This window comes from Mycoplasma cottewii (assembly GCF_024918975.1).
GTDB classification, from domain to species: domain Bacteria; phylum Bacillota_I; class Bacilli_A; order Mycoplasmatales; family Mycoplasmataceae; genus Mycoplasma; species Mycoplasma cottewii.
Genome location: NZ_CP103424.1, coordinates 449,235 through 464,762 on the forward strand (window position 1 = coordinate 449,235; position 15,528 = coordinate 464,762).

Sequence of the window (15,528 nt, forward strand, 5' to 3'; positions counted from 1 at the left end):
TCTTATATTTTAATCTTCTGGATGACCAGGATAAAAACCATTATCGTAGAGTTCTGATCTAGGGTAAACACGATGTTGTACCATCCCTTTTGGATATCAAGGATATACACCACCCTGTACAAGTTTTGTTCCATCTAACATACCTTTAACTCTTGATTTAAAACTTTCTGTTGATTCATTTACTAACCTTATACTAGTATCTCAGCTATCTAGTGGTTGAAGAAACTGACCACACTGAAAAAACACATGGGTAAATGTTGTTACATTTGATACATCTCAATCATATACTCGTCTATTAAAATTACCTGCTCCATGAAACATATAATCCAATTTTGATAAATTATTTGTTTTTCATGTACTTACTTTTGCATTAAATGAAAATGTATCAGCAAACATAAACTCTGTATTCTCTAGATTTTCAACATTTCACTGATCTAAATCTTGATTGAATGATTTTGCTGCTCAAAACATTTGGTCCATTCTAAAAAGTTCTTTAGTATTAAATCTTCAACTATTTAAAGGTTGATTAAAGTCTCTTGTTTCACGAAACATTGCAGAAAAACTTAAAGATTTTTGAACCTTTCAATTCGAAAGTGGTTGGTTAAAGCTTGAAGCACGATAAAAGGCACGGTTAAAAGATATAACATTTTCTGTATTTCAATTATTAATATTCTGATTAAATTTTGTTGCTTCATTAAATAAATCTGACATATGAATAATATTTCTTGTATTTCATTGATCTATATTTTCTATAGACTGTTGCTCACTTTTATGAAACGTATTCTCAAGTGAAGTGATTTGAGGTGGTAGTAATTTTGGTACTTTTCTAACAGTGGGTGGCATATGATTTGCTCTGATATGACCCAAATCTTCAGAGAAACCTATAACAATGCATTCAGTTTTTTCATCATTATATTCAGCTATAGAACGTGTTTCATCAATATCACCAATCGGTAAATTAAAAGAATCTCCGATTCAATTATTATTAAATATAACAGTTACACTAAAAGTTTTATCTCTATTTTCTGGCTGATTATTTAATAATGGAAATCTTTCATTTTCTTGTTGTTTTGAAAGTTCTACATCAATACCTTTAAAAGGTGTATCTTGTAAAAAATCATTTATTTTTTTTGAATAATCCGGCAAAACATCAGCATATTTTCTTAATGCTGGAATTTGTCTATTTGTAAAATTATTTTTTCATACTACTTTAAGAATATTTTCAATTATTCTTCTACCAACAAAAACGTTACTATCACTTTGTTGATGACTATCTCGCATTATTCTAGGTCATTTACTTTGATCATTTTTAATTTTAGTGTCATCTAATAAACCATTAAGATGAGGCTTTTTAACATTATTTAAAATTCAAGCACTTAGGTCTTTATTAAAATTGGTAGCTTGTTTAAACATATCTTCAATTTCTATAACTTTTGACATATTTCAATTAGAAATATTACCATTAAATTCAGTAGCTCCGTTGAACATAAAAATAACATCAGTAACATTACTCATATTTCAATTATTTATATCTTGATTAAATTTTTTTGCTTCTCAAAACATAGATTGAGTTTTTTTTACATTTGACATATCTCAGTTAGATATATCTTGATTAAAATTGGGTGTTTGAGCAAATGTTGCTCACATACTAGTTACATTTCTAGTGTTTCAGTGTTGAATTCCTTCAATTTCAGAACTAACATTTTGCTTAAACGCGTCTCTAAGACTTGTGATAAACCTAGGTAATTTGCTTGGAACTTTTTGAGTGTTTCGATCAAATTGTTCAATTTGTCATTTGCCGTCTTTATGTTTAGTATATCCTATTTCAACACAATTGCTTTTTGAATTATCTTCATAAACAGCTGATTTATTTCTATTCGGTCATACAATACCTAGATCAAATTCAAATAAAACATCTGAAATTGTAAATTTTAGTTTTTGAGGAGGTGCTGTATTATTTGTATCTTTTGTATTAACAACAGGACTAGTTTGTTTGTTTACTACATTTAATGTAACTTTCTTTTCAAGCATTTTATTAAGTTCATTTTCAAATTCTTTACCTATTTGAATAAAACTTTCACTTTCTAAAAGATTATCTTTAAATTTTTCTTCTCAAATATTATTAGCAATTTTATAAATAAATTCACTAATTTTACTTACTTTAGTTTCTAGTTTTATAACTTTGTCTCTATTAATATCGATTTCACTTTCTAATTTTCTTTTTTTGCTTTCTAATTCTCGTTTTCTATTAATAGAATCTGTTATAGATTTATTGATATCATCAATATTTTTTCTAGTTTCACTAATTTGGTCATTTAATTTTATATTTGCTTCTTCTAAGTTAGATCTTTCTTCTTTTATTTGTTCAAAACTAATGTGACGATTTATTATTTTTTCTTCTAATTCTATAAGTTTGTCAAAAAGTTTTTTAAAACTGTTTGGATTGTTTTCATCATCAATGTTTTTGATAGTATTTTTATAAAATTCTAAAATAGCTAAAACTTTTTGAGTGAAATCTTCTTTTTTAGCTAAATCTTCAGGTAAATCTAGTGTAGCGATTAGAACATTTACTTTTTTTTCAAATCGCTCAAATGATTTTAATTTACTAGAAAGTTCAGATTTCATTTCCTCTAATTGCATAGTTTTTTGTTTTTCTTGAGTTATTTCACCTTTTAATAACCTTGTTTTTTGTTCAAGTTGAGCCACTTTTTGTTTAATATAATTTATTTGTTGAGTAAGACCGTTAATAAGTGTTTGAGCAGTTTGAGTTTGATTATTATTTATAGTTGTATTTGAATGGTTTGATTTACTTAATAATCACGCAGATGTTGAAGCAGAAATAGATAAAAAACTAGTTATTAAACATATTAATTTTTTCATATAAATATCCTTTCTAATTTACTCATTCAGCACATGCTGTACTAGGGAAATAGATACGTGCATTAAACAGAACTTTAGGCACCCAACCTTGACATGCATGTCGAAGTCAAGCGGTTTCATTGAACATAAGTTCTGTACGAGCTCTAAGTTCAGAATTATTTACAGCACTCATATCTCATTTCGATACACTTCTCAAGAAATCTTTCGCTTTATAAAACATCCTTTTAAAATTTATAACACTGCTTACATTTCAGTCTTTAACTTTTCCATTAAATTTTTCTGCTCCTTCAAACATAGATTCCATATCAACATGACGACCTCTAGAACCACCTATTTCTCAATTATTTAAATCTTGATTAAATTTTTTTGCGTTTAAAAACATTCTTCTAAATGCACGAGCTTCTGAAACATTTCAAGCAGTAAAAAACCTGTTTCCTATACTAATAAATCTTGAATCTAAAGGCTTGTTAAAACTTGTTGCCCCATTAAATACATCATCAAAAAATTTAACATTAGAAGTATTTCAATTTGAAATATCTGTATTAAAACTATCATTATCTCTAAATGCACTTGAAATATTCATTAAATTTCTTGTATCCCATTTATTAAGATTTTCAATTTCTGCTACTTTACCACCTCTAAAAATTCCTTCGATACTATCAATTTGTTCTGGTAAAAAATCAGGGACCTTTCTTATATTTTTTGGCATATGCTCTGTTCTAACTTTTCCGAATTGAGGTGAATTATTTTTTGAAAATCCTATAACTTCACAAACTGTATTATCATGGTTATATTCAGCTTCACATTCAGTATCAACAATTTGTTCGATTGGTAGAACTATTACAGAACTTTTAACATTTCCAGCAACTAATTGTATATTAAAAGTTCGATTTTTATCTTTATTATTTAGTGGGAATCTAGCATTTTTTTGAGATTCTTGTTGAGCTAGTCTTAGATATCCTTTTTCATCAGAAAAAGCATCTAATAATTCATTAACTTTACCTTGAAAAATTGATAATACGTTTGAGTATTTTGCCATAGCTTTTATTTTATTGTTTTTAAAATTATGATTTCATACATTTTTTATTAAAGGTACCATTAAGTCATCAATCAATAAATTACTTTGTACTTCTGTAAGAAGTTCTTGTACTCTTGGGGGTAATTTTGAAAATTGTTTTTCTATTCTAGAACCTTTAAACATAGTCTTTAATTTTTCTTCATCACTTACTTTATATAAATCTCACTTATTTAAATATTGATCAAAACTAGATGCGTTTTTAAACATATCATCAACTTGAACAACATTATTAAGCTTTCAATTATTAATATTTTTATTAAAACTAGATGCACCATCAAACATTGAATTAACATAAAGAACATTATTCATATTTCAATTATTTATATCTTGATTAAATTTCTTAGCATTTCAAAACATTTCTTGAGTAATTTTTACATTTGACATATCTCAGTTAGATATATCTTGATTAAAATTAGGTGTGTGAGCAAATGTTCGTCACATACCAGTTACATTTTCAGTGTTTCAGTGTTGAATTCCTTCAATTTTAGAATTGTCATTCCCCTCAAACGCTCTATCAAGAGTTGTTATAAATCTAGGTAATTTTTTAGGAGCAACTTTTGTTGTTGTTTTAAATCTTTCTATTTTATACCCTTCTTCTTGACTTCATGTGTATCCAATATCTGTACAAGTATCTGGATGCTGATCGGGATAAAAAGCTTCAAAGTTTTCTCTAGCTGGTCAAACTTTTCCTATTTTAAACTCATATAAATTATCATTAAGCTTTAGTTTTAATGGCTCATTAAAATTTGTTTCTCTAGAATTATCTTGTTTAAATTGTTGTTGTTCACTTACTAATTGAAAACTAACTCTCTCTTTAGCAGTCTGATTAATTCTATCTTCAAATTGTTGTTTAATTTCACTATAAGTTTCACTATTTAATAAATGATCTTTAAACTCTTCTTCTCAAATCTTATTAAACAAACTATTAACAACTGAATTTATACCATTAAACTGATTTGGTAGAGTTCTAAGTTGTTCATCTAGTTTTTCTTTTTTAGATTTTAAATCCTCAATTTTATTGTTTAAATCTCGCTCTTCTTTTAATTTCTTTTCTAATTCTAGTTTTTTAAAATGTAAGTGTGGTGCTAATTGAGTTAATTCAATTTGTAGTGAACTTTTTATATTTACTAATTGTTGAACAGCTTGTTTGAATTGTTCAATTTCAAAGTTTTTTTGACTTATTAAAGATTCTATATATTCTATACTTGTTCTAATCGTATTTTTAATATCATTAGAACTAGATTCAAATTCTTTTTTACTAGAATTATAAAATGCAAGCACAGCTAATAAGAATTTTTCTCTATTTTCATTAGTTACATCTTCTAGTTTTTCAATATTTAGATCTTTTATTTTTTCATAATCAAAATCAATATTATGTTCTTTTAATGCTTCTTCTATTGTAGGTCAAAAATTTTTAAAAGCACCTATTTTAATAGTTAAATCATCAACTTCACTTTGTAGCTTTGTATTAGATTCTTTTAATGTTTGTAATTGTGAACTTTTATCGTCTATTTCTTGACCAATTCTTTGTATTGCATTTCTTAAATTTGTAATTTGACCATTTAAATTATTAACTAAAGATTCGGCATCATTTTGATCTTTTGACAAACTAAGTCTAGTTATATGATTATTAATTAAAACAGCACTTGTTGGAACAATAGCTGATAAACTCAATGATAGAGCAATAAATAAACTACTTAGTTTTTTTCTTGAAACCATAAAACCTCCTTGAAATTTTATTTTCATTTTTAAAACATTTTGTCTATTATATGCAGTGCATTCAAGATTATTTTACTTTTTTTTTGGAGCAAGACCTTTATTTCCTCTTTTAAGTATGTTTAATGCTTATATTTAAATGATTTTTAGTGAAAAAATGTTTTTAAGATATCAAAAATATTAACGTGTTAATTTATTAATTCTAGATTATTAATTCTAGTCTAGAAAATAGGTATAAAAAGTTTTAAAATAAATTTACTAAAAGATTAGGAGTGAAGGTAATGGAAAAAATTCAAAACAATGTTGAAAAGAAAAAAGGTAAAAAGAAATGAGCATTACTTGCTTTATTACTACTTTTATTAGGTGGAGGAAGTGCTGCTGGTACAACTATAGTAGTTAATAAAATAGCTAAACAACAACTAGAGATACTTAATAAACAAATTATTAATGACATTTGAAATGAAAAATTTTTAAATCAATTAATACGACCAATTTATCATAAAAACTTAATCAAACAATTTAACAAAGAGTTAAAACGACACAATATTAATGAAGTTAGTCTTGTTGATCCAAGCTTATCTGATCAAGTTTTACTTGGAAAAACTAGTATTAAGGTATTGCAAAATGACAATGAATTTGAATTTTCATTTGGAGAATTTCTTGAAGATAACAAACAACCTACTTTTAATGAAAATCAAACAATTTGTACTGATATGGGATGAGGGGTTTTTAATGCAGGATCATCTGAAGCACCAAATTATGCAATTGCATTAAACTCTATGCCACCAACTGTAGAACAAGTTCCTGATAAAAACCCTTGATTTATCAATGCTTTAGTTCAAACTTTTAGTAATAACCAAAACGAAACAATCAAAGGTATTGAAAACTGAGATACTTCAAATATCACTATTATGAGTTCTACATTTTCTAATGCTAAAAACTTCAATCAAGACATAAATTCTTGAGATGTTTCAAATGTAACAAATATGATTAAAATGTTTGAAAATGCTAGTGCTTTTAATAAATCATTGGATAAATGAAATGTTTCTAGTGTAGAATTTATGAACTTTATGTTTTCTGGGGCTAAAAGTTTTAATCAAGATATAAGTAAATGAAACACTTTAAAACTAAAAAGTTTACTTTTCACTTTCTGAAATGCAGAGTCTTTCGACCAGAATTTAAATGATTGAAATACTTCAAATTTAGTAGCTTTAACTGGAACTTTTAGTGGTGCTAAAAGTTTTAATCAAGATTTAAATAAATGAAATACTTCAAAAGTCATTCAAATGGTAGGTACATTTCAGAATGCTGAAAGTTTTAATGGAGACATTACAACTTGAGATTTAAGTAGTGTAAATGAAATTGATGGAATGTTTGAAAACGCTAAAAGCTTTAATAAAGATATTTCAACAAGAGAGATTGAAGTTGATGGTAAAAAATACAAAGCTTGAGATACTTCGAATATTAGTTCAATGAATGAAGTGTTTTTAAATGCAAGTTCATTCGATCATAATATATCTAATTGAAACGTTGATAAAGTTAAAGAAAGAAATGTAGATAGAGTTGATGAAGATGGTTCTCGTATAAGTATTCCAACTTTTTCTGATTTCGCAAGAGGAAGTAAATTAACTGAAGAAAAATTACCTAAGTTTGTCGAAAAGAAAGAAGAATAATACAAAAAAACAAGATATTCGTATCTTGTTTTTCATTTACTATAAATTTATTTTGATTAAATTATATTCATCAAATATTTTTATTTTAGTCTTGTGGTTCAGGAGGGCATTCATCGGTATTGAAGTAATGATAAACACCATGTTGTACCATTCCTTTCGGATATCAACAAGCTCTTCCTCTTGACACAAGAAATGTACCATCTAACATACCCTCAACTCTATTTTTAAAACTGGCAGTTGATTCTCCACTACCTGCAGCTAGAGTAAGATCTCATTTATATAGCGGTTGATTAAAACTTGAACACTTATGAAATACATATTTAAATGTTTGTATATTTGTGACATTTCATTCATTTACTCTTCTATTGAAACCTCCTGCTCTAAAAAACATAAAATCTAAATTTTTTAAATTATTTGTTTTTCATGTATGAACAGATCCATTAAAGAACGATTCTTCAAACATACGATCTGCACTAGTTAGATTTTCAACGTTTCATTGATCTAAATCTTGATTGAACGCGGTTCGAGCTTTGGTGTGACTGAACATAGAATCCATTTTAAACGTTTTTGTAGTACTAAATCTTCAATTATTTAAAGGTTGGCTAAAACGAATTGCTTTACTAAACATTTTAGAAAATTCATGTCCATTTGCAACATTTCAATTAGAAAGAGGTTGATTAAAATTTTCAGCTTGCTCAAAAGCACCTTTAAAGTGTTCAACTTTTGATGTATTTCAACTATTAATGTTTTGATTAAAGTTTTTAGCTTCTTTAAACACTTCTGTAATATCATCAATATTTCTTGTGTCTCATTGATCTATATTTTCTATAGATCTATTTACATTTTGATAGAACATACGTTGCAATCTTGTGATTTGAGGAGGTAGTAGTTTTGGTACTTTTCTAACAGTTGTTGGCATTTGTTTAACTTGAATAAATCCTCTAGGACTTCCATCGAATCCTATAACGATACATTCGGTTTGATCTCTATTATATTCAGCTATAGAGCGTGTTTCATCAATATCACCAATTTTTAGTTTAAAAGTATGTTTAACTCAATTATTGTGAAATAGAAGATCTACATTAAATGTTTTATTTCTATTTTCTGGTTGATTATTTAATAATGGAAATCTTTCATTTTCTTGTTGTTCTGAAAGTCTAAGATTTAATCCCTTTATATGAGTATTTTTTAAAAAACTTTGTACTTTACTTGCATAATCAGGAAAAACATCTGTATACTTTCTTAAAGCTGGAATTTGTCTATTTGCAAAATTATCATTTCACACTCTTTGAAGTATATTTTTAACTATTGCTTCACTAACAGAAACATTACCATTAAATTCTGCGTTTTCTTTTCTCATTGCTCTAGGTCATTTTGTTTGATCATTTTCAATTTTAGTACCGGTTAATAAATCCTTGTACTGAGAGTTATTTACAGCTTTATCTATGATTCATGAACTTAAGTCTTGATTAAAGTTGTTGGCTCCAAAAAACATTTCTTTCATATTTGTAACTTGTGACATATCTCAATTAGAAACATTACCATTAAATTCAACAGCTCCATAAAACATGAATTGACTGGTAGTAACTTTACTCATATTTCAATTATTTAAATTTTGATTAAATTTCTTTGCATTTCAAAACATAGATTGAGTTAGAGTTACATTTGACGTATCTCAGTCAGATATATCTTGATTAAAATTAGGTGTGTGAGCAAATGTTCGTCACATATCAATTACATTAGAAGTATTTCACTTTTCAATTCCACTAATTTCAGAACTTTTGTTTCCATTAAACGCATCATCAAGATTTATTATAAATCTAGGTAATTTACTTGGAACTTTTTGAGTGTTTCGATCAAACCTTTCAATTTGTCAGTTACCACCTTTATTTTTAAAATATCCTATTTCAATACAATTGTTTTTTGAATGACCTTCATAAACAGCTGGTTTATTTCTATTTGGTCATACAATACCTAGATCAAATTCAAATAAAACATCAGAAATTTTAAATTTTAGTTTTTGAGGTGTTGTATTATTTGTATCTTTTGTATTAGCAACAGGATTAGTTTGTTCGTTTACTACATTTAATGTAACTTTCTTTTCAAGCATTTTATTAATTTCATCTTCAAACTCTTTACTAATTTGAGCAAAGCTTTCACTTTCTAAAAGATTATCTTTAAATTTTTCTTCTCATATCTTATTAGCTATATCATAAATAAAACGTTGTGTTTTAGTTAATTTATCTTCTAGATCTTCTATTTTATCTTCGTTAGCTTGAGCTTCACTTTCTAGTTCTTTTTTGCCTTTTTCTAATTTTGCTATTATTTCTTGAGACTCATTTATAGAAACATCTAATTCATTAATTTCTTTTTTAGTAGATTCAATAAGTTCAGGTAGTTCAGAATTAATTCTTTCTAAAACATTTTTTATTTCTGTTTTTAGTTTAATTTCTTCTTGTTTTTGTTCTAATTGTTTTTTTAATTTAGATAGTCTTTCAAGAAGTTTATCTATATTATTAGGGTTATTTTGATCATGAACATTTTTGTTTCAATCTTTATAAAAATCTAAAATACTAACAATTCTTGTATATAAATCATCTTTAGATTCTCTTATATTTTGAGGTATTTCTATTGAGTTAATAGTTTCTGTTATAATTTTTTCAAATGTTTCGATTTCTCTTATTGCACGAGAATGGTTACCTTGTCTTGTTTCTAGATCTTGTTTTCTTTGTTTTTCTTTACGTATAGAATCTTCTAATGACGGTATTTTTTCTTTAATTTCTTTTATTTTTGTTTTAATATAATTTATTTGATTATTAAGACTATCAATAAGTGTTTGAGCAGTTTGAGTTTGATTATTATTTATAATTGGATTTGAATTACTAGATTTACTTAATAATCATGAAGATGTAGCAGCAGAAATAGATAGAAAACTAGTTATTAGACATATTAATTTTTTCATATAAATATTCTCCTATTTCTAATTTGGTAATTTAGGACCAGTACTACTAGGTCTAATTATGTGGTTATCAAGCAGAGCTCTAGGCACTCAACTTTGGAATGGTTTTTTAATTCATTCTGTCCCTGTTAACATATCTCGTGTTTGAGATCTAAGTTGATCAACTGGTATACCACTCATATCTCATCTTGATATATCTTTTATAAATGATTTCGCATTAAAAAACATTTTTATAAAATTATTAACAGTTCTTACATTTCAATTATTAACAGTTCCATTAAATTTCTCAGCTCCTTCAAACATAGATTCCATATTAACAGAATGTCCTCCGGGGCTTATTTGTCAATTATTTAAATTTTGGTTAAAAGATTTAGCGTTTTTAAACATTAATTGAAATCTTTCAGATTTTGAAACGTTTCAATCATTCAAAGGTTTATTAAAAGATGTTGCATTTTCAAACGTACCTCAAAAATACTCAACATTTGAAGTATTTCATTTTGAAATATCAGTATTAAAACTGGCATTATCTTTAAACGCAAAAGAGAAATTTTTTACATTACGTGTATTTCATTTATCAAGATTTTCAATTTGTGCAACTTCGGCATCTCTAAAGATAGATTGAATACTATCAATTTGTTCAGGTAAAAAATCAGGGACTTTTCTGACAGTTTTAGCCATTTTTGTTGCTCTAATTGTTTCAAACTTAGTTGAATTACTTGTACCTATATTTTTATGCGAAAACCCTATAACTTCACAAACTGTCATATCATGGTTATATTCTGGATCACATTCATTCTCTAAAATTTTATCAACAGGTAAAGATATCGTGCTACTTGTACCACCATTAGCAGATAGTTTTATATCAAAAGGTTTGTGTGAATTTTTATTATTCAGTGCAAATCTTGAGTTTGTTGGTGAATGTTGAATAATACCTAGATAACCTTTTTCTTCGGATATGACATTTAATATTTGGTTTACCTTTCCTTGTAATAAAGGTATTACATTTGAGTGTTTTGCCATAGCTTTTATCCCGTCACTTTTGAAATGTTGATCTCATACAGTTCTTACTAAAGATAATGCAACTTTATCAATAAGCATTCTTGAATGTTCTGATTTAAGTATGTCTTGCACTCTTGCAGGTAATTTAGAAAGATCTATTTTAGAACCTGTAAACATAGTCTTTAAATGTCCTTCGTCTTTTACACTATCTAAATTTCACTTATTTAAAGGTTGATCGAAACTTGATGCGTTTTTAAACATATCTTTAACTGTAGTAGTATTATTAAGCTTTCAATCATTAATATTTTTATTAAAACTAGATGCACCTTCAAACATTCAATCAGCATTAATAACATTACTCATGTTTCAATTATTTATATCTTGATTAAATTTTTTTGCATTTCAAAACATAGTTTGAGTACTTCTTACATTTGACATATCTCAGTTAGATATATCTTGATTAAAATTAGGTGTTTGAGCAAATGTTCGTCACATACTAGTTACATTTCTAGTGTTTCAATATTGAATTCCTTCAATTTTAGAATTGATATTTTCTTCAAACGCTTTTCTAATATTCGTGATAAATCTAGGCAACTTTTTAGGAACAAGTGTTGTTGTTTTTTTGAATGTTTCTATTTTATATCCTTCGAGTTCGTCTCATGTATATCCAATATCAGTACAAACACTTGAATGATGTGCATGATATACACTTGCAAAATTTTCTTTAGCTGGTCACACTTTTCCAATTTCAAACTCATATAAAATATTATTAAGTTTAAGTTTTAATGGTTCATTACCGTTTCCTACTCTAGAATTAACTTGTTTAAATTGATGTTGTTTACTTTCTAGTTGGAAATTAATTTTTTGTTGAGTAGTTTGATTAATTCTATTCTCAAATTGTTGTTTAATTTCACTATAAGTTTCACTATTTAATAAATGGTCTTTAAATTCTTCTTCTCAAATTTTATTAAATATAGCATTAAAAACTGAATTTATACCATTAAACTGATTTGTTAGAGTTTCAAGTTGAGTTTCCTGTTCATCTCTTTCTTTTATTAAACATTCAACATAATCTTTTAAACTTTTTTCTCTTTTTCTTTCTCTTGCTAATTTTATTTTTTTAGAATTTAAAACTGGTGCTAATTGAGCTGTTTGGATTTGTAATGAACTATTTACATTTTTTAATTGATTAATAAGAAGATTTAAATCTATAATTTTATCATTTTCACCTTTTATAAGTTCTTTAATTGTATTTTCACTTTCTAATATTTCAGATTCAAATCATTTTTTATTAGCATCATAATACACAAGAAGTTTGTTTAAAAATGGTAGTACGTCTTCTACTTCAACATCTTCAAATGTTTCATCATCAAAATTAATGATAAGTTTATGCTCAGCTAATATTGATTTTATTTTAGGTAAAAAATCAGTAAAAACAGTTATTTTAGTTTCAATTTCATTAAATTGGTTTTCTAATGCATCATTCTCACTTTTTAACTTTTGTAATTCTGAACTTTTATGATCTATTTCTTTACCAATTCTTTGTATTGCCCTTTTTAAATTTGTAATTTGACCATTTAAATTATTAACTAAAGCTTCAGCATCAGTTTGATCTTTTGACAAACTAAGTCTAGTTATATGATTATTAATTAAAATAGTACTTGTTGGAACAATAGCTGATAAACTCAATGATAGAGCAATAAATAAACTACTTAGTTTTTTTCTTGAAATCATAAAACCTCCTTGAAATTTTACTTCTCTTTTAAAAACTTTTTCTATTAGTTATATAGTTGATATATCAATTGATATCTAAAAATTATTCATGGATATGAACTCAAGATTATTTTACTTTTTTTTTTTTTTTAGAGCAAGTCTTTTTTTATCGTCTAAGATATGCTTGATAAATTAATATCTTAATAATTATTTAAGTTATTTTTATATTATTGAGATATATGTTAAAAGCTTACTAAGTTATAATAGTTGTGAAGGGAGGTTTAAATACCTTGAAAGATTCTTTTATAAATAAAATTAAAAATAAATTAATAGTTTCATGTCAAGCAGTTGATGATGAACCTTTAAATGATGCTTTAGTTATGCAAAAAATGGCTTATGCAACAGTTTTAGGTGGAGCTGAAATATTAAGATTAAGTCAAGTTGAACATATAAGTGCAATTAAAAAAGTTGTTAATGTTCCAATTATAGGATTAATTAAAAAACATTATGATAATAGTGAAGTTGTTATTACTCCAACATTTAAAGAAGTTGAACAATTAGTTAATTTAAAAGTTGATGTTATTGCAATTGATGCAACACTTAGAGCTCGTCCAGATCAAGATTTAGAACAATTAGTTAAAACTATTAAAAAACATTATCCAGATCAATTATTAATGGCCGATTGTTCTACACTTAATGATGCAATTAATGCTCAAAATCTAGGATTTGATTTAATTGGAACAACTTTAAGAGGTTATACTAAAGAAACTAAAAATCATAGTAATATTGAAAATAATTATAAATTTTTAAAACAATTACAAAAAGTAATTACAAAACCAATTATTGCTGAAGGTGGTATTTGAGAACCTCAACAAGCTAAAGAAATTTTAGATTTAGGAATTCATGCTGTTGTTGTTGGAAGTGCTATTACAAGACCTCAATTAATAACAAAGTATTGATTAGATAAAATTAAAAAATAATATTTAATTTAATAATAAAAACTCACAATTTTGTGAGTTTTTTTCTAATACTATATAGAGTTCAGATTGTTTTAATTTTTATTAAAAAATTGTATTATTGCAATTTAACTAGAAAGGAAAAATGATGAGTTTAACTAAAGAATTTAAAACTTTTGAACAACAAATAGAAATACTCAAATCTAGAGGATTAGTAATAGAAGATGATCAACAAGTAATAGAAATATTAAAACAAGAAAATTATTACAACATAATAAATGGATATAAAGATTTATTTTTAGATGACAATAAAAATGACAAAGAGTGTTTTAAAAATGGCACAACTTTTGATGAGATCTATTCTTTATTTCTTTTTGATAGAGAATTAAGAAGTATTATTTTAAAATACATACTACTTTTTGAAAGAGATTTTAAAACAATAATGTCATATAATTTTAGTCAAAAATATAATACAGAAAATAGAGCCGATTCATATTTATATCCTCAAAATTATAGAGATGATTATGTTGATGTATTAAATTTTATTTCTACTGTTAATAATATTATTATTTCTAAAAGTCCAAAAACACCATATATAAAACATTATATTCAACAATATGGTCATGTTCCGTTATGAGTAGTTGTTAATATATTGTCTTTTGGTAATATGTCTTTTATGTTTAAAATCCTTAAAGATAGTGACAAAAACTATATAGCTCTCTTTTATTTAAAAAGATATTTAAAAGAGTATGGTATAAAAACTAATTCTATTAAATTAAAAACCCCAAGTTTTAAATCAGGGATAAAAATATTACACATAGCAAGAAACGTCTGTGCTCACGAAGAAAGAATTTATAATATCACTTTTAAAAGGATGGCAGTAAATGACATATCAAACGCTATAAAATATAAAATTTGCGGTGAATTAAGATTAATAATAATATTTATGTTCTTAAAAATCACTTTAACTTCAAAGAATTTTTCATCCTTAAAAAAAGAGTTATTAGATCTTTTCGATAGATTTAAAGAAAAATTTAAAATAATAACATTTGATGAAATATTAAATGAAATGGGAATAAATATTAAAGATTTTATTAAATTGTAATTAAATAATTATTATGGTACTATTTAATTAAGGATCATGTCGGGAGAGTGTACGTCACTCCGGCAACCCAACGCCAGGAAAGTGTACGTCACCCTGGCCTTTTTTTATTTTTAATACAGTTTTTTTGATATTCCAGAGAATTTACGAGTCTATACTTGCAAAAGATAAATAGTATGATAATATATAAGTAAGGATCGTGTCGGGAGAGTGTTCGTCACTCCGGCAACCCAACGCCAGGAAAGTGTACGTCACACTGGCCTTTTTTATTTTGAATATATTAACTCTGCTGTGTCTTTTTTAGAAAGAGTTAATATTTTAGAAAGCTACAAATTTATATTTTAAAAAACTAAAAATCGTGATATTATTTAATTAAGGATCATGTCGGGTAAGTGTACGTCACCCTGGCCTTTTTATTTTCATTTTTCTTAATTTTTAAGTATTAATAAAAA

7 protein-coding genes are annotated in these 15,528 nt (G+C 25.9%); 3 read left to right on the forward strand and 4 right to left on the reverse strand.

Annotated features, from left to right (window positions below):
* Positions 1–9: 9 nt before the first annotated feature.
* Both NX779_RS01990 and NX779_RS01995 read right to left on the reverse strand, forming a co-directional pair.
* Entirely contained in the window at positions 10–2,880 is a 2,871-nt protein-coding gene (locus NX779_RS01990) for a BspA family leucine-rich repeat surface protein (RefSeq protein WP_259430530.1), read from the reverse strand.
* A gap of 13 nt (positions 2,881–2,893) precedes the next feature.
* On the reverse strand, positions 2,894–5,677 hold the full coding sequence (locus NX779_RS01995; RefSeq protein WP_259430531.1) for a BspA family leucine-rich repeat surface protein: 2,784 nt from the start codon (positions 5,675–5,677) through the stop codon (positions 2,894–2,896).
* Between the two features lie 278 nt (positions 5,678–5,955).
* Here NX779_RS01995 and NX779_RS02000 point away from each other — a divergent pair, with 278 nt between their 5' ends.
* The gene (locus NX779_RS02000) at positions 5,956–7,347 is read left to right on the forward strand and encodes a BspA family leucine-rich repeat surface protein (protein ID WP_259430532.1); all 1,392 of its coding nucleotides are present in this window, start codon (positions 5,956–5,958) and stop codon (positions 7,345–7,347) included.
* A gap of 85 nt (positions 7,348–7,432) precedes the next feature.
* Here the strand turns inward: NX779_RS02000 and NX779_RS02005 are convergent, their stop codons facing one another.
* Positions 7,433–10,309: a BspA family leucine-rich repeat surface protein gene (locus NX779_RS02005; RefSeq protein ID WP_259430533.1), complete on the reverse strand. Its 2,877-nt coding sequence runs from the start codon at positions 10,307–10,309 to the stop codon at positions 7,433–7,435.
* An 18-nt stretch (positions 10,310–10,327) separates the two neighbouring features.
* The gene (locus NX779_RS02010) at positions 10,328–13,039 is read right to left on the reverse strand and encodes a BspA family leucine-rich repeat surface protein (RefSeq protein WP_259430534.1); all 2,712 of its coding nucleotides are present in this window, start codon (positions 13,037–13,039) and stop codon (positions 10,328–10,330) included.
* A 269-nt stretch (positions 13,040–13,308) separates the two neighbouring features.
* Between NX779_RS02010 and NX779_RS02015 the strand changes: the two genes are divergently transcribed.
* Together NX779_RS02015 and NX779_RS02020 are read left to right on the forward strand one after the other, a co-directional pair.
* Positions 13,309–13,998, forward strand: a complete 690-nt coding sequence (locus NX779_RS02015; RefSeq protein WP_259430535.1) for an N-acetylmannosamine-6-phosphate 2-epimerase — start codon at positions 13,309–13,311, stop codon at positions 13,996–13,998.
* A gap of 124 nt (positions 13,999–14,122) precedes the next feature.
* Entirely contained in the window at positions 14,123–15,079 is a 957-nt protein-coding gene (locus NX779_RS02020; protein ID WP_259430536.1) for an Abi family protein, read from the forward strand.
* Positions 15,080–15,528: the final 449 nt, after the last annotated feature.